At 40.8% G+C, this 18485-nt stretch carries 13 protein-coding genes; all 13 read left to right on the top strand.

The window, feature by feature from the left end; all coding sequences use genetic code 11:
- Nucleotides 1–69: 69 nt before the first annotated feature.
- The 13 genes from ESA94_RS03165 to ESA94_RS03105 all read left to right on the top strand — a co-directional run bounded on the left by ESA94_RS03165 (nucleotide 70) and on the right by ESA94_RS03105 (nucleotide 18442).
- Nucleotides 70–3261 (top strand): SusC/RagA family TonB-linked outer membrane protein, encoded by a 3192-nt coding sequence (locus tag ESA94_RS03165; protein ID WP_129129402.1) that lies wholly within the window; start codon nucleotides 70–72, stop codon nucleotides 3259–3261.
- Nucleotides 3262–3285: 24 nt separating this feature from the next.
- Nucleotides 3286–5190 carry a RagB/SusD family nutrient uptake outer membrane protein gene (locus tag ESA94_RS03160; RefSeq protein ID WP_129129401.1) on the top strand — a complete coding sequence of 635 codons (1905 nt, stop codon included), beginning with the start codon at nucleotides 3286–3288 and terminating at the stop codon, nucleotides 5188–5190.
- Nucleotides 5191–5284: 94 nt separating this feature from the next.
- On the top strand, nucleotides 5285–5986 hold the full coding sequence (locus tag ESA94_RS03155) for a DUF3823 domain-containing protein (protein ID WP_129129400.1): 702 nt from the start codon (nucleotides 5285–5287) through the stop codon (nucleotides 5984–5986).
- 177 nt (nucleotides 5987–6163) lie between these two features.
- Nucleotides 6164–8620, top strand: a complete 2457-nt coding sequence (locus tag ESA94_RS03150) for a glutaminase family protein (protein ID WP_129129399.1) — start codon at nucleotides 6164–6166, stop codon at nucleotides 8618–8620.
- A gap of 87 nt (nucleotides 8621–8707) precedes the next feature.
- Nucleotides 8708–9280, top strand: a complete 573-nt coding sequence (locus ESA94_RS03145) for a hypothetical protein (protein ID WP_205755899.1) — start codon at nucleotides 8708–8710, stop codon at nucleotides 9278–9280.
- Nucleotides 9281–9329: 49 nt separating this feature from the next.
- Nucleotides 9330–10433, top strand: a complete 1104-nt coding sequence (locus ESA94_RS03140; protein ID WP_129129397.1) for a cellulase family glycosylhydrolase — start codon at nucleotides 9330–9332, stop codon at nucleotides 10431–10433.
- Nucleotides 10434–10538: 105 nt separating this feature from the next.
- Nucleotides 10539–11606, top strand: coding sequence for a glycoside hydrolase family 43 protein (locus ESA94_RS03135; protein ID WP_129129396.1), 1068 nt, complete (start codon nucleotides 10539–10541; stop codon nucleotides 11604–11606).
- 48 nt (nucleotides 11607–11654) lie between these two features.
- Complete coding sequence (locus tag ESA94_RS03130) at nucleotides 11655–13736, top strand: beta-L-arabinofuranosidase domain-containing protein (protein WP_129129395.1); 2082 nt, start codon at nucleotides 11655–11657, stop codon at nucleotides 13734–13736.
- Nucleotides 13737–13748: 12 nt separating this feature from the next.
- Nucleotides 13749–14912: an aldose epimerase family protein gene (locus ESA94_RS03125; protein ID WP_129129394.1), complete on the top strand. Its 1164-nt coding sequence runs from the start codon at nucleotides 13749–13751 to the stop codon at nucleotides 14910–14912.
- A 10-nt stretch (nucleotides 14913–14922) separates the two neighbouring features.
- On the top strand, nucleotides 14923–15969 hold the full coding sequence (locus ESA94_RS03120) for a glycoside hydrolase family 43 protein (protein ID WP_205755898.1): 1047 nt from the start codon (nucleotides 14923–14925) through the stop codon (nucleotides 15967–15969).
- Between the two features lie 339 nt (nucleotides 15970–16308).
- Nucleotides 16309–16722, top strand: a complete 414-nt coding sequence (locus ESA94_RS03115) for a hypothetical protein (RefSeq protein ID WP_129129393.1) — start codon at nucleotides 16309–16311, stop codon at nucleotides 16720–16722.
- Nucleotides 16723–17230: 508 nt separating this feature from the next.
- Nucleotides 17231–17797 (top strand): hypothetical protein, encoded by a 567-nt coding sequence (locus tag ESA94_RS03110; protein WP_129129392.1) that lies wholly within the window; start codon nucleotides 17231–17233, stop codon nucleotides 17795–17797.
- Between the two features lie 315 nt (nucleotides 17798–18112).
- Nucleotides 18113–18442: a DUF5713 family protein gene (locus ESA94_RS03105; RefSeq protein WP_129129391.1), complete on the top strand. Its 330-nt coding sequence runs from the start codon at nucleotides 18113–18115 to the stop codon at nucleotides 18440–18442.
- The last annotated feature ends 43 nt before the right edge of the window (nucleotides 18443–18485 follow it).

The raw sequence follows: 18485 nt of genomic DNA, 5'->3' as shown, positions 1-18485 counted from the left end.
TAAGGTAGGATCTCTCTCCGAAATAAGCTCACAACGATTAACCATTATTAACTAACAATTTCTTGCCTCATGAGTTTTTTTAAAAAACGCATTAAGCCAGTTGATGTATGTTCTCCCGTCAACCTCCGGCAAAAAGCAAAACTACTGCTGTTTACATTTTTCATTTTATGCTCCTTAACAACTGTTTTTTCACAGGGAACAGGCGTTACCGTTTCGGGTACCGTTAAAGACAGTACAGGCGCCGGTATTCCTAACACAACTGTTTCTGAAAAGGGAACAAAAAATGCAACATCAACCAATGCTGATGGTAAGTTTACACTTACTGTAGGAAGTACGAAATCGGTATTGGTCATTTCTTCTGTTGGATTTTCACCACAGGAAATTGTGGTAGGCAATCAAACAAACATTTCCATTTCACTCGAACTTTCAAAAGTAAATATGGAAGAGGTTGTTGTAATCGGTTACGGTACCAAACGTAAGCAATCATTAACCGGTGCCGTTTCTACCATTACTGCAAAAGATATGGATCGTGTACACGGTGGTTCTACTGTAAGCTCCGGTCTTGCAGGTAAATTACCGGGTGTTACATTTAAAATGCCCGATGGTCGCCCCGGTGCAAGTGCCAACATACAGATACGTAACATGGGCGATCCCTTGTATGTAATTGACGGTATTCAACAGGATGCAGGACAGTTTAACAACCTTGCTCCAAATGATATCGAAAGCATCACCATCTTAAAAGATGCATCTGCAGCCATCTATGGTGTGCGTGCTGCAAACGGTGTTGTGGTTGTTACAACAAAACAAGGTCGTCGTAACTCAGGCAATACCATTAACATCAGTGCTTATGCAGGTGTGCAAAACTGGTCGAGATTTACGGATGTATTAACCAACTCTTACGACTATCAACGTTACAGAGCAGAAGCTGAAGTAAACCGTTATGGCAGCACTGCAATTACACAGGCGGAGCTGGACAAATGGAAAGATGGTACATTGCCCGGCTACAATAAAAGTTTCAACTGGAAAGATTTTATCATTAAAGGAAACGCTCCTTTAAATTCGGTGAACATCAACTTCACTGGTGGTAACGACAAAATCAATTATTATGTATCAGGTACACGCCTGTTTCAAAATTCTGTTTTGGGTCGTGAGTATAAATTCGGTCGTACAAACCTGCAATCAAACATTACTGCACAGGTTGCAAATGGTTTAAAGATCGGGTTAGCTATTAACGGACGTATTGAAACAAGAGACAATCCCGGTGTACCCGGTGGTGATGACTACTGGTTAGCACGTTTTGCTATTCTGCGTAATACGCCATTGGAACGTCCTTATGCAAATGATAATCCGGAATACCTCAACGATATCAAGCACAACGAAACAAACTGGGCTTATCTGAACTATAAGAACGCAGGTCGTTTTCATAACGACTGGCGTGTATTGCAAACCAATGCAACAGTTGAATACCAGTTGCCTTTCATAAAAGGTTTAAGTGTAAGAGGTATGTACTCTTACTACATTGCCGATTATCTGTTTAACAATCACGAGTACACATACGATACATACACGTTCAATCCAACCGATTCTACTTATAAAAGAACGGGTGGATCTATTAACCCTTGGAGAGAAAGAGAACAGGTAAAACAGATTAACATTACATCTCAGGCACAGGCAAACTACAACAACACATTCGGCAATCATACTGTAGGTGCAACGTTTGTAGCAGAGCGAATTTCTAACCAGCGTTTGCGTAACTGGATCCACTCTGTACCAACTACCAATGCATTGCCGTTGATTTATTTTGCTACTGCAGATCAGTACCAGGATAGCGACGACCGCCAGGCCCGTATCGGTTACATTGGCCGTGTTAACTATAACTATGCAAGCAAATACTTCCTTGAGTTATCTGCAAGAAGAGATGCATCTTATCTCTTTGCGCCTGATAAACGTGTAGGTTACTTTCCAAGTGTTTCTGCAGGCTGGCGTTTAACAGAAGAAGCATTCATTCAACGTTTGCTGGGTAACAGCAATATCCTCACTGATTTCAAAATCCGTGCTTCATACGGTCAGTTGGGTGATGATGGTTCTGCATTGGGCTTAGGTGCTTATGCATACATGACAGGTTATAACTACAACCAGGGTATTGCTATTATTGGAGGTGTTCCTGTTATCGGTTCAAGAGACCGTGGTGCACCAACAACAAACATTTCGTGGTTAGTGAGCCGTATTACAGATATCGGTGCAGACTTCAGTTTGTTTAAAGGAAAGATCTCCGGTTCGTTCGATTATTTCTATCGTAAAAGAACAGGTTTACGTGGTGTAAGAACAAACATCCTCATTCCTGTTGAGATCGGTTATGCATTACCGAACGAAAACCTTAACAGCGATGCACAATTCGGTTCTGAAGGTTCGTTAACTTATAGCGACAACTTTGGTAAAGTAAACTTCCAGGTTGGTGGTAATCTTTCGTACACACGCTCAATGTCACTTGACACTTACAACCCAACATTCTTTAACTCATGGGATCAATACCGTAACTCAAGTGAAAACAGGTATAGAAGAATTGACTGGGGTTATATCATTGATGGTCAGTTCCAGACACAGGAGCAAATCAACAACCATCCTGTTAACATCGATGGACAAGGTAACAGAACCTTATTGCCCGGTGATCTGATCTACAGAGATATCAATGGCGATAATAAAATTGATGGTTTTGATGTTCGTCCGATCGGTTATGGTGGCGGTGCACAACCAAACATAAACTTTGGATTTAACGTTGCAGTTGCATGGAAAGGAATTGAATTTCATGCAGACTTCTCAGGTGCATCAGGCTATACCTGGTTCCAGAACTGGGAAACACGTTGGGCGTTCCAGAACGATGGTAACTTAAACAAGATCTTCGAAGACAGATGGCACAGAGCAGATATTTATGATCGTAACAGCCCATGGATTCCCGGTCGTTATCCTGCATTGCGTTACAACGAAGGTGGTCACAGCAACTACAACCGCAGCTCTACTTATTGGGCACACAACGTTACTTACTTAAGAGCACGTACGTTAGAACTTGCTTACTCATTGCCTGCATCTGTACTGGAAAAAGTGAGAGCGTTTAAAAAGGTTCGTGTTTATTTAAATGCATACAACCTCTTCTCAATTGATAATGTGAAGAAGTTCAGCATCGATCCTGAAGTAAACGATGATAACGGTCTGCAGTTCCCGCAGAGTAAGGTTGTAAACGTAGGCGTTAACATCACCCTTTAATTTTCTTACAACAACTTAATTTCAATGAAACGATTATATATAAGTTTAACGGCACTTTCCCTGTTGGCGTTGGGAAGCTGTAAAAAGGATAGTGAATTTCTGAACGTACAGCCAACATCCATTATCTCTACCGATCTTGCTTTTGCAAACTCTGCCAATGTACTTTCTGTTTTGGCCGATTTGTATAACCGCCAGGTAGATATTTCTACACTGAAAGATTGGTATACCATGGCCGACTTCAGTGAAAGTTTTCCATCAGAAAACGGTCGTGCATTTTTAGTGCAACGTAACAGCTGGGGCTTTGGCGAATGGGGTAGCTGGGATTATGGTTACGTACGTGAATTAAATCTCTTCCTTGAACGTTTGGAAATTTCAACAGCACTTACAGCTGCAGATAAAGCTTTGTTTAAAGCAGAAGCCCGTTTCCTTCGTGCCAACTATTATTTCGAAATAACAAAACGTATGGGTGGTGTACCACTTATTCTGAAATCGTTGACATATGATTTCAGTGGTGATGCAAGCAACCTGCAGTTTCCCCGTTCAAAAGAATCGGAAATGTATGATTTCGTAATTGCAGAGGCAGATGCGATTAAAGCCGATCTGCCGATCGATACAAAATCGAGTGCAGCAACAGCTGCAAGAGCATCGAGAGGTGCAGCATTAGCTATGCAGGCAAGAGCTGCATTGTATGCAGGTTCTATTGCAAAGTATGGCGGTACAACTCCTGCGGTATCATTACCGGGTGGCGAAGTTGGTATTCCTGAAACAAAAGCAACGGCTTACTATACAAAAGCATTGGCTGCTGCAAAAGAAATCATCAACGGCAGTGCAGGTGCTTATGCGTTGTACAACAAAAAGCCCGATCTGAGCGAAAACTTTTCAAACATCTTTATCGATAAAGGCAACAATCCTGAAACGATCTTTATCGAAGACTTTAAACTGAAAAGTGGTAAAGTGCATTATTTCACAGGTTGGAACCAGCCACGTTATGGTGCAGAAGAAGAAGAAGGTGGACGCATTAATCCATCGCTCAACTTTGTACAGGAGTTCGAATTATTAAACAACACATTTGCTCCAATTCCAATTGCAGATGGTGGTGGCAATCCACTTTACTATAGCAATCAAACAGATCCTTTCGCAGGTCGTGATGCACGTTTGGCCGGTACAGTAATGTTGCCCGGCACATCGTTCAAAGGCCGTATGGTTGATATCTGGAACGGTTACCAAATGGCAGATGGCTCAGTTGTAAGTGGTGATGATCGTGGACAACAAAAAGTATTACCCGGTACAACAGGTTTACGCCAGGTAGTTGGTTTCGACGGACCGATCAATGCAAAAGAGTTTACTGCACAAAGTGGTTTCTACCTGCGTAAATATCTCGATCCTGCAATTGGTTCCGGCTCACGTGGTACAAACAGCGAACTGCCGTTTATCCGTTACCGTTATGCAGAAGTATTACTGAATGCTGCGGAAGCTACATTCGAATTAGGTAACACAGCAGAAGCTGCATTGTTTATGAACCAGGTGCGTGCAAGAGCAGGACTTACTGTTCCTTTAACAGCAGCCGATATTACGTTCGATCGTATTGTACACGAACGCCGTGTTGAGCTTGCGTTTGAAGGACATATCCTCTTCGACCGTAAGCGTTGGAGAATTGCACACCAGGTTTGGGATGGTACAAAAATGACGGTGAGCGATCTCTTAACCAATATCGGTAAAGCAACCAAACGCAATACACAACCGTATGCACTCTGGGCTTACAAATATTTCAACCCGGGTAATCCGAATGATGGTAAATGGATCTACAAAATTGTACTGCCATCACTGGTAACAGGTGCAAACAATTTCCAGTTGGGTAACTATTATTCATTCATTGATGATAACATCAGGGCTAACAATCCAAAAATTGTAAAGCAGCCTAACCAATAAGAATGATCAAGTGGGTTGCGTTTTCAACAATTCGCATGCAAGCTTAAACGCAACTCACTTTTTCTCATCGTTGTAAATTTTAAATAACAGAAAGATGAAAATGAAGTTTCACTATATTGGATTGCTGGCTTTATTAATTGCTGCAGCATCCTGCAAAAAAGATAATTACAAAGAACCAACTACCGTGTTGAAAGGAAAGGTACATTACCAGGGCGAGGCTATACAGGTAGAGTACGATCGTGTTCCTTTTGAACTGTACCAGTTTGGTTTTGGTAAAGTAGGTGCCATCCGTCAATCATTTACACAAGAAGGTACCTATTCCTGTGTATTGTTTGATGGACAGTATAAGCTGATCGTACCAACAGGTCAGGGCCCTTTTAAATGGAAACAAACAACATCGGGTTCACCTGACAGTGTTGTGATCAATTTAAAAGGTAATCAAACGCTTGATCTTGAAGTAACGCCTTATTACATGATCCGCACACCACAGTTCTCTGTTGCTTCAGGGAAAGTGAATGGTTCGTTCAAGGCAGAAAAGATCGTTGTTGATGCAACCGGTAAAAATATTGAAAGCGTTAGTCTTTATATCAACAAAACACAGTTTGTATCATCTGCAGATAATATTGGTTCTACAACTATTGCAGGTGGTTCAATAGCCGATCCAAACAACATTAGCATGCAGGTAACAATTCCCACAATGACGCCAACACAGAACTATGTGTTTGCACGTGTAGGTATTAAAATCGTTGGTGTGGAAGACAGGATCTTTTCTCCTGTTACGAAGTTGACGTTTTGATGTGTTTATGCTTATGCGATAAGTACGGCAATTTAAAAAAGGGCAGCAGTTAGTTTTGGAATACAGGTAAGTCTTGTTTGTTTATTACGAGTCGTTACCAAGGCCATTTAACGCTGGTTAAATGGCCTTCTTATTTTAACTTAACAGCAGTTGTTCCGCAGTTCAAATAAAATGAAAATGAAAAAAAACGGTTTATTAGGTCTCGTATTTCTTTTAGCAGGTTCGTTGGGTTTTGCACAGAGCAGAAAAGCGCCTGCTTATCCTTTGGTAACACACGATCCTTATTTCAGCATCTGGTCAACAACCGATTTGCTTACAGAGTCGCCAACACGTCACTGGACGGGAACTGATCATTCATTGGTTGGTCTGTTGAAGGTGGATGGCGAAGTGTATCGCTTTTTAGGCAACACCGGCAAGCAGTTTAAACAGGTATTGCCTGCAGCAGACGAAGTATATTACGATGCAGCTTATACCGAAACTGCACCTGCAGGTGAGTGGACAAGTGTTGCATACGACGACAGCAACTGGAAAAAAGGGAAAGGCGCTTTCGGCGATAACAAAACCACTGCACAAACCATGTGGTTGTCGAAAGATCTCTGGATGCGCAGAGAGTTTACTATGAACAGCAGCGATTTAAATGATTTGTTTGTAAAACTTCATCACGATGATAATGTAGAAGTTTTTATTAACGGCGAATTGGTTTATAAAACCATTGGCTGGACAGGAAAATATATTTACCTGCCCGTAAGCGAGGCGGTAAAAGCAAAAATAAAACAGGGGAAAAATGTATTGGCGATACATGTAGCAAATACTGCAGGCGGGCAATGGCTCGATGCAGGTATTGTGCAGGAAGTGCAGCCGCCACAAAGCGAAGCAAAGAAAATTGCCGAGCAAAAAAATGTAACAATCAATGCTACACAAACCATTTACCAGTTTACATGTGGCAAGGTTGATCTTACGCTCACATTTACATCACCGTTATTGATCAACGATCTTAACATGCTTGCAAGGCCGGTGAGTTATGTCACAACAAAAGTAAAATCGAACGATGGTGCAGCTCATGATGTGCAGTTGTTTGTTGGCGCATCAACCGATATTGCCACTAACACTTCTGCACAACAGGTAGAAGCAAAAAAATATACAGCAAACGGACTTGGTATTTTAAAAGCCGGTACAACAACACAACCCGTTTTGCAAAAGAAGGGCGATGACTTACGTATCGACTGGGGCTATATGTACATTGCAGTTCCGCAAACTGCGGCCGTAACACAATATATTTCTGCAGAAGAAGGTATTGCTAATTCATTTGCTGCACCAACTGCATCTGTAGAAAACGGCAAGCATTTGTTTTTGAATACTGTTGTACGCATGGGTAAAATCGGCAGTATTGCAAAAGACCAGGTGTTGATGATCGGGTATGATGATCTGAATCCTGTTCAGTACTTCGGAACAAATTTGAAACCCTGGTGGAAACAAGGCACTACTGCAACAATGGAGCAGTTGCTGTCAACATCATTAAAAGAGTATGCACAGGTGATGATCAAGTGTTCTGTTCTTAACCAGCGTATTTACAACGATGCGTTAAAAGCAGGTGGCGAAACCTATGCAAAGCTTTGCGAAATGGTGTATAGGCAAAGTATTGCTGCACATAAACTGGTAAAAAGCCCAACAGGTGAACTGCTGTTTTTATCAAAAGAAAATTTCAGTAATGGTTCTATCAATACGGTTGACATCACTTATCCTTCAGCTCCGATGTTTCTTGTGTACAATCCGGAGTTGTTGAAAGGGATGATGAATGGTATTTTCTATTACAGCGAAAGCGGTAAATGGACGAAACCTTTTGCAGCACATGATCTTGGTACTTATCCATTAGCCAACGGACAAACCTATGGTGAAGATATGCCTGTGGAAGAAAGCGGCAACATGATCATTCTTGCAGCTGCCATTACAAAAGCAGAAGGCAACACTTCTTATGCAAAGAAGCATTGGAAAACATTATCTGTATGGGCAGAGTATTTGAGCAGGGAAGGATTTGATCCCGCCAATCAATTATGCACCGATGATTTTGCAGGGCATCTTGCACGCAACGTAAATCTTTCTGCCAAAGCAATTGTTGCATTGGGTGGCTATGTGTTAATGGCTGAACAATTAGGTGAGAAAGAAACTGCAGCAAAATACAAAGCGCTTACAAAAGAAATGGTGACCAAGTGGATGCAGATGGCCGATGATGGTGATCATTATGCATTAACGTTTGATAAAAAAGGAACATGGAGCCAGAAATACAATCTTGTTTGGGATAAGGTGTTAAACTTAAATCTGTTTCCAAAAGAAGTGTATGCAAAAGAGATCAGCTATTACCTCGGTAAACAAAACAACTATGGCTTACCGTTAGATAGCCGGGCTACGTACACAAAATCGGATTGGATCGTTTGGACTTCTGTACTCACTTCCAACCAAAAAGATTTTAATGCACTGGTTGATCCCATTTACAAGTTTACAATGGAAACAGCATCACGTGTGCCGGTTTCAGATTGGCATCAAACCACAACGGGTCGTATGGTTGGTTTCCAGGCAAGAAGTGTAGTGGCAGGTTATTACATGAAAGTGCTGGAACAAAAAATGAAAACTAAATAAGCAACTGTGGCCAGGTATTCTGTTTTCATCGCACTTCTATTTTGCACATCGCTGCAGGCTCAGCAAATAAGCAAGCCGGTCGCCATTTTGCACTATGTGTTCGATACATTTCAACCAGGCAAAGTACAGATGAAGTCGGGAGAGATGTTTGAGCGAAGAATGAATTATAATACCATCACGGGTGAAATGATCTTTGAGGAAAAAGGGAAGTATCTCGCTATAAAAGAACCGTTGAAAGTAGATACTGTTTTTATTGCAGGCAGGAAATTTATACCTGTAGAAAAAGTTTTTTACGAGCTTTTAGTAAACGGAGCCTATCCTTTTTTCCAGGAGTTTACAGCAAAGTTGATCGAACCGGGTGCATCTATCGGCTATGGTAATGCATCTGCTACAACCAACGCTGTTTCGCTTAATTCGTTAAGACGTAACGGGCAGGCTTATGAAATGAAACTGCCCGACGATTACCAGGTTATACCCGGCTTTACGTTCTGGATATTGAAGGATGGAAAATACCATAAGGCTGGCAGTGCAAAACAACTCATTGCTGTTTTTCCGGAAAAGAAACAATGGATCAATGATTTTATTAAAACAAATAAAACCGATTTTTTAAAACGAAGCGATGTGCTTTTGCTTGTACAGCAACTGTTAGAAAATAAATAACGGTTAATAGGGGAATAAAAGCATACAATTTAATTTTTAATGAACTACTATGTATAAGAAGACGATCATTCTGTGTCAGTTGTTTTTAGTATTGACGACTGCTTTTGTACAGGCGCAAAAAACAAAGAAAGAGGCCGTTGCTCCACCTGTACCTGTTGCTTCTAAAATATGGAGCATAGAAAAAGCAAATGCGTGGTACAAACAACATAAATGGCTTACGGGTGCAAACTATATTCCTGCTAATGCCATCAATCAACTGGAAATGTGGCAGGCCGATACATTTGATCCTGCTCTTATTGATAAAGAATTAGGTTGGGCGCAAGGTATTGGCTTTAATACCATGCGTGTGTTCCTGCATTCGTTGGCGTGGAAACAGGATCCTGAAGGATTTAAAAAACGCATGGATCAGTTCTTAACCATTTCTGCAAAACATGGTATTGAACCGATGTTTGTTTTCTTTGATGATTGCTGGAACAAAGAACCAAAAGCAGGATTACAACCTGTAGTAAAAACAGGCATTCATAATTCAGGCTGGATGCAGGATCCCGGACAGCCTGCATCTGCTGAGAGTACAAATTTTCCGGAGCTTGAAAAATATGTAAAAGATGTGTTGACGCATTTTGCAAAAGACAAACGCATTCTTTTGTGGGATCTGTACAACGAACCCGGCAATAATGGCAAAGGCGATTCATCATTGGCGTTGTTGAAAAAAGTATTTCAATGGGCACGTGAGGTAAATCCTGAGCAACCCATCAGTGCAGGCTTATGGAAATGGGATCTTGAAAATCTGAACGCATTTCAGTTACTTAACTCCGATATTATTACCTATCACGACTACCAGGATGTGCAGCAACACAAACGTGTAGTTGAAATATTAAAAGCAAGCGGTCGCCCATTGATCTGTACTGAGTATATGGCACGTACAAGAAACAGCCGCTTTGCAACAGTTATGCCGATGTTGAAAGATAAAAACGTAGGCGCTATTAACTGGGGCTTTGTTGCAGGTAAAACAAATACCATCTATGCATGGGATACACCGTTGGCCGACGGCAGTCAACCGATTGAATGGTTCCATGATATTTTTAATACAGATGGAAGTGCATACCGCAACGATGAGATCAATCTCATTAAAAAGCTGAACGGCGTCAAGTAATTTTCATACACATAGCAATCGTTAACACCTTATGTTTCTACATGAGGTACTCTTTTCTTCTTTAAGCTTAATAACACAGATTGCTGCTATATGTCAACTCGTTCAATGAAACATTTTCCGATTGTTCTGTTATTGCTTTCGTTTTTGCTACAGGCCTGTAACAAAAAAAGCAGTTCGCAAACGAACACGCAAACAGGCAACACAACTGTTGCAACGTTTATGAATCCGTTGCTGAGTTCCGGCCCTGATCCCTGGGTGTACAAGAAAGACAGTTTTTATTATTACATGCACACATTGGGCAACAGGATCGAGTTATGGAAAACAAAAGCTATGAGCGACCTGAAAAACGCAGCAGTAAAAACAGTGTGGCGTACTCCGGCAACAGGTGCTAACTCAAGAAACATCTGGGCGCCTGAATTACATTTTATCGAAGGCAAATGGTATATCTATTACACAGCAGGTGCATCAGGCGATCTCAATACGCAACGCACTTTTGTATTGGAGAATGCAGCAGCAGATCCGTTTACAGATACATGGGTTGATAAAGGACAGATCGGCGATCCTGCAGCAGCACATCTTTTTTCAATCGATGGAACAGTGCTTGAATACAACGGCAAGAATTATTTTCTTTGGAGTGCGCATCCTTCAAACACAGAAGTAAAACAATATTTATACATCGCACGCATGAGCAACCCTTGGACATTGGAAACTGCAAGACAATTACTTTCATCATCCGATTACGATTGGGAAAAGAAAGGCGGCACACAATGGGTAAACGAAGGGCCACAAGCATTGAAGAATGTAAACGGTAATGTGTTTGTCATTTATTCTGCAAGCGGATGCTGGACCGATGATTATGCACTCGGTCAATTATCATTAAAGAAAGACAGTGATCCGTTGCTGAAATCAAACTGGACAAAACATCCTTTCCCTGTGTTTAGCACGTATGCAGCAAACAAAGCATTTGGTCCGGGGCATAATGGATTTTTTAAATCACCCGATGGAAAAGAAGACTGGATCATCTACCATGCAAATGCAAACAGTGGTGAAGGTTGTGGCGATCTGCGTAGTCCACGCATACAAAAATTTACCTGGAATGCCGATGGTACACCCAACTTTGGAACACCCGTGCAACTGTTTACAGCTATACCAAAACCATCAGGCGATAAATAACTATTGAACCAACAAATAAATTATTGACAACCCGTCATCTAAAAAATTATGAACAAAAAAAATCAGGCAACCAAAAAACTAAAACAGGCAGCGGCCGTTTGTGCGTTTGCATTAACAGCATTCGGTGCTTTTGCACAGGATAAGATCACAAATGTAAAAAGGCCTTCAACAAAAACTGCCAATACCTTTTATACCGGCAACCGTTTGCCATTGCAACCGTTAAGTTTTGTAAAACTTCCTGCCGGTTCGGTGAAGCCGGGCGGTTGGGTATTAAAATATTTAGAGTTGCAACGTGATGGGTTAACGGGTCAGTTGGGAAGCATCAGTGCATGGCTTGAAAAAAATAACAACGCATGGTTCAGCAATGATGGTAAAGGCGATCATGGTTGGGAAGAAGTGCCGTACTGGTTAAAAGGTTACGGTAATCTTGGTTATGCATTGAATGATGCAACCATTATTGCAGAAACAAAACTGTGGCTGAATAAAGTATTTGAAAGCCAGCAACCCGATGGTTACTTCGGGCCAAAGCTTTCTCCGAACGACAGAAAAGAAATTCCTGATCTGTGGCCAAACATGCTTATGCTTTGGACACTGCAATCGTATTACGAATACACAAACGATGCACGTGTAATTCCGTTCATGTTGAAGTACAGTAAATGGTTGATGAATGTGCCCGATGAGAAATTATTAAAAACATATTGGGAAAACAGCAGAGGTGGCGATAATCTGTACAGTGTTTATTGGTTGTACAACCGCACGGGTGAAAAATGGTTGCTCGATCTTGCACATAAAATTCATCGTAATACTGCAGACTGGAGTCAGAAAAATAATTTGCCCAACTGGCACAATGTAAATGTGGCGCAATGTTTTCGTGAGCCTGCTACTTATTACATGCAAACGAAAGACAGTAATCATTTAAAAGCAACTTATAATGATTTCTTTCTCATCCGCACATTGTACGGACAAGTGCCCGGTGGTATGTTTGGTGCCGATGAAAATGCAAGAAGAGGATATGATGATCCACGCCAGGCTGTTGAAACATGTGGTTTGGTAGAGCAAATGGCATCGAATGAATTGCTGGTTGGTATTACAGGTGATCCTTTCTGGGCAGATCATTGTGAGAATGTGGCGTTCAACAGTTATCCGGCAGCAGTAATGCCCGACTTTAAAGGATTGCGTTATCTCACAGCACCCAATATGGCAGTGAGTGATAGCCGTAATCATGCACCCGGCATACAGAACGAGGGACCATTCTTAATGATGAATCCATTCAGCAGCCGTTGTTGCCAACACAACCATGCAATGGGCTGGCCTTATTACAATGAACATTTGTGGATGGCTACACCTGATAATGGTATTGTTGCCATGCTGTACAGCGAAAGTGAAGTGCGTGCAAAAGTAGGAAGCGGAAAAGGTACAGAGGTAACATTAAAGCAAAGCACACATTATCCCTTTGATGATAAAATAAAAATTGAAGTGAACGCTGCAGCTGCAACAAACTTTCCTTTGTACATGCGGATACCTGCATGGTGCAGCAATGCAACAATCAGTATTAATGGTGTGGCACAAAATGTTTCGTTTGAAGCAGGCAGTTATGCACGCATTGAACGTAAATGGAAACAGGGCGATGTAGTTGAATTAACAGTACCGATGAAATTGCAGAAAGATGTTTGGGCAAAAAATAAAAACAGTGTAAGTATTAATTATGGCCCACTTACTTTTTCATTGAAGATAGAAGAACAATACAAGCTGATGGATAGTAAGAAATCGGCCATTGGTGATTCTAAATGGCAGGCAAATGCAGATCAGAGCAAATGGCCTTCGTTTGAGATTTATCCGGCAAGTATGTGGAACTATGGTTTGTTGTTGAACGATCAACCATTGGAACAACAGTTTGAGATCGTTAAAAAATCATGGCCTACGAATAATTTCCCCTTTACACAGGATGCCGTTCCGTTTATGATCAAAGCAAAAGGAAAAATTATTCCTGAATGGATACTGGATAAAAACGGTTTGGTCGATCTGTTGCCGCAAAGTCCTGTACAAACTTCAACCAAAGCACAAAACATTGAATTGATCCCAATGGGAGCAGCACGCTTACGCATCTCTTCATTTCCTGTAGTAAAATAAAAGCATAAAACTATGAAGCAACATAAAAACAAATTCATCCTGTTGTTAAGCATGGCGGCTGTAATAGCCTGCAACAATGCAGAAAAGCAAACCGAAGAAAAACAAACAGCAGGCGCAAAACTGCCATCGGTTGAAGCATACAAACAAACCATTGATGGTAAAGCAACAAGTTTGTACATCTTAAAAAATAAAAACAACATGCAGGCGGCCATCACCAACTATGGCGGACGTTTGGTAAGTCTGCTTGTGCCTGATACCGACAACAACATGGTAGATGTTGTGGTTGGTTTCGACAGTGTGCAGCAATTCAAAGCATCAACCGAACCATATTTTGGTGCAACCATTGGTCGCTACGGCAACCGTATTGCAAAAGGTAAGTTTACATTGGATGGAAAAGAATACACACTGTTCACCAACAACGGCCCCAACACATTACATGGTGGTAAAAAAGGTTTCCAGGATGTGGTGTGGGATGCGCAACAGGTTGGCGACAGTTCATTGGTGCTTACCTATCTTTCAAAAGATATGGAAGAAGGCTATCCCGGTAATCTCTCTGTAAAAGTTACTTATACAGTTACGGCCAACAATGAACTGAAGATCGATTACGAAGCAACGACCGATAAAAAAACGGTGGTGAATTTAACCAATCATGCATTTTATAATTTAAACGGACAGGGTAGTGGCACCATCAATAAGCATACGCTGTGGATCAATGCCGATCTGTACACGCCGGTTGATTCTACATTAATTCCATTGGGGAAAAATCAATTTGTTGCCAATACGCCTTTTGATTTTCGTACACCCACTGCTATTGGTTTACGGGTAGATGCCGATGATGTGCAGTTGAAAAACGGTAAAGGATACGATCATAATTTTGAGCTGAATAAACCAACAGGTGCAGGATTGAATCATGCAGCAACAGTTACAGGTGATAAAACAAATATTGTGATGGATGTGTTTACGCAGGAACCCGGTCTGCAGTTTTATGGTGGTAACTTTATGCAATCGAAGAACACGATCAAGGGTGGAGGGAAAGATGATTTCCGTACAGCGTTTTGTTTGGAAACCCAACACTTTCCCGATTCGCCAAATCAACCTTCGTTTCCATCAACGGTACTGGAGCCGGGGCAACAGTACAAAACAAGCTCTGTTTATAAGTTTTCTGTAAAAAAATAAGTTTACTTTGATGATGATGAAATTGCTGAAACCTCTTTTTAGTGCGCTTGTTTTGTTTGCATCTGTTTGTGCAGCGGCACAGGAAACATTTACCAATCCGTTATTGCCTGCAGGCGCCGATCCCTGGTGTATGTATAAAGGTGGCTATTATTATTACACACATACAACAGGCCGCAACATCACACTCTGGAAAACAAAAAGCATTGCCAACTTAAAAACGGCTGAAAAGAAAGTGGTGTTTACGCCACCTGCAAAAGGTCCGTATTCAAAAGAATTATGGGCGCCTGAAATTCATTACCTGCAAAATAAATGGTACATCTATTTTGCAGCTGATAGTGGCAAGAACATCGATCATCGTATGTATGTGTTGGAAAACAGTGCAGCCGATCCTTTGCAAGGCGAATGGATCGTAAAAGGAAAACTCACCACACCCGATGATAAATGGAGCATTGATGGTTCGGTATTTGAACACAAGCAACAACTGTACATGATCTGGTCGGGTTGGGAAGGCGACGTAAACGGACAACAGAATATTTACATGGCGAAAATGAAAAACCCGTGGACAGTAGAAAACAAACGTGTAAAAATTTCATCGCCTGAGTATCCATGGGAACGCAATGGAAAGATCAGTAACCCCGATGATCCGCCGAATGTATATGTCAATGAAGGGCCGCAGGTATTAGTGAATGGCAACAAACTTTTTCTTATTTACTCAGCCAGTGGTTGCTGGACGGATACCTATGCACTCGGTATGCTTACTGCAAACAGCAACAGTGATTTAATGAACCCTGCTTCGTGGAAAAAATCACCGGAGCCTGTGTTTAAACAATCTGCAGAGAACAGTGTATATGCACCGGGGCATAATTCCTTTTTTCAATCGCCTGATGGTAAAGAAAATTATATTCTCTATCACGCCAATTCAAAACCGGGGCAAGGTTGTGGTGGCTTTCGATCACCACGTGCACAACTGTTTACCTGGAACAAAGATGGTACACCCAATTTTGGAGTGCCGGTGAAGGAGGGAGAGTTATTGAAAGTTCCTTCGGGAGGTTTGTAGTTTATGGTTTATAGTTTATAGTTCATGGTTCATAGTTCATGGTTCATAGTAATACATCAGCTGTATTGCCTTCCCGTGAACAATGAACAATCAACCATGAACTGGTGAGTGGTGAATGCCAGGCTATAGTACTGTGGTAGACTGTGGTCAGTTGTTCAACGTTAATTGTTCATAGTAATACATTACTTGCACCGTCTTTCCCTTTTTTATTTCTTACTATTGTCTGCACTATCCGAAGCGTTCTTGTGAGGAAATACAATGAAGCAATCTGGCGCTTTTTTTAGCATTTGTTATCAAAGTATATATTTACAGTACAAACCCTCTGTAAAAAGTACCAGTATGCAATTTGATTTTACCGATCAGATAAAACAAAAGACCGATAAAGAGCTTACCGATATCTACATCAACTCCCGTAACTATAACCCCGAATTTGTGCGCCTTGCTAAAGAAGAATTACTTGCCCGTAATATTGTATTGGAAAATTTTGCTGTACAGAAACAGGAAGCTGAACAAAGCGTTAAAGAAGAACTTAAAGAAGGAAAGGATGGCAACCCACTGTATATTTTTCTTTGTTTTATGCTGGCATTGCTTGGCGGCTTGCTGGGCATCTATGCAGGCTATGTGTACAGTCAATCGAAAATTAAAACCGACGGAGGCGAAACGTATTATGCCTATAATAAACAGACACGGCAAATGGGTAAACTAATGATGCTGGTTGGGGTGCTTGCTTTCTTATTTATTATATTCAGGTAATAGTTGTTCAGTCTTTTTTCGGGTGCTTGAACCATAAAATGTAAAAAGTGAATGAAAGTTCTATGGCACAGATCAGCGATATGCGCCGGTAAGTTTCTCTGGCCTAAGCGTCACTAAATTTGTAATTGCAAACTGTATAAAAAGAAGTAACGGAAATGCACAGGTCGGGAGACCTGCGCCAGTTACATATTTATATTTTCAACTTTAGTAACTTTATTCGGTTTCGGTAGGCTGGGCTGGATGTAACAACAACGACCGCCTGTATAAAGCCCTAACGTTGCCTGCAATGCTAAATTGACACTCTGCTATTTTTAATACCAAGACTTTATGAAACTGCATTACGAAAAGTATATTGTTTGTCCTGACTGCCAAATTGGTGGGTATGACTTTTGCGAAAAGTGCTTAGGTGCGGGTGGATATACAATAAAGGTTTTCGGCGACCCGACACTTGAAAAAAACATAGTTAAGCCGGACAAACTCAAATCTATTAATGGAAAACTTGACTTAATTGTACAACGCAGTATTTGGAACGAGAGGATTGAAGAAAAGCTTACAGAATATTTTATACTTATTATCGGAAAGCACTTACTCTGCTGAAGTTTTAAAAACCTTAAAACGGATTTTAAAAATCAGGAAAAATAATTACGGTAAAAAACTCTTACGACTATACCAGGAAAAGACGAAAAATTTGGAGGCTATAAAATTTACTTTTTCGAAAAATGAAACATCCGTTTTTGGCGACAACAAATATTTTATTACTTGGGACGATAATAGAGTAGTCTATAAATTGACTTCATCTCAATTTGTTTCATTTTCATCAAAACTTCTCAAAGGTTTCATTGACAATCTTGAGTATAATTCAATTGTGAAATTTGAGAGTAACCAAACTGTTAGCCAATACAAAAAAGAAGATGTTGAGGCAATATCTCAGGCAGATTGCATGTATATTCATATAATGACTGACGAAAAAACAAAAAAATTTGTAATTAAAAAATCAATAATCAGGCGAGTGTGTGTTACTTATATCAATATGCTACATGAAAAGAATATAGATGGGTGGTATTATATTCAATAGACAAAACACATGCAGGCAACAAAAGTATTTGCAATAGCAGGGGCGACAGAACTCACGCTGGCGCAAGTGTTCCATCGCAGTGGATCACTTGATGCCAACTAATGTAGCTCCGATTGTATCGGGGAATTTGGAAATCAAGAACTGAGCAATAGTACAAAGCTGTATGTTATTATTTACCGCAGCTGTTGTGCAAATGAAGTTTCCGATAAATCCGATAGCTATCGGATCGGAACAGAAATAAACGGCAACAAGTGATTCTGCGGAACACTTACACCAAAGAAGAAAAAACGTTTAAAACAACTTAAAATACTTAATATGACAAAGAAACTCCCAGGCGACTTCGAATATTTAAAAGACATGTACGCAGATGAATATTTTCCCAACTTTCTTGTTGACAAAGTAAAGGAGCTGATCAAGAGTGTTGTGCTGTTTATTGAAGAAGGTGATCATTCAAACGAAGAAATTCAGGCTTCACTCGATAAAATGACGTTGGGTATAAATCAGCTGGAGGAAGAGTTTGATGAACATGACAGCGAGATTGAAACAGTTGCAAGAGAATCGATCGGCGAAACTGTAGACAATATTCTTAAGTATTTCAACATCGATATAGATATTGAGGAAGCAATACGTGAAAGAGAGTGGTAATTATTTTTATTCAGCTTCAGTGCAGAACCGGTACAACAATAAA

This window comes from Lacibacter luteus (assembly GCF_004118265.1).
Taxonomy (GTDB): Bacteria; Bacteroidota; Bacteroidia; order Chitinophagales; family Chitinophagaceae; genus Lacibacter; species Lacibacter luteus.
This window is presented reverse-complemented; position numbering and strand designations above follow the sequence as displayed.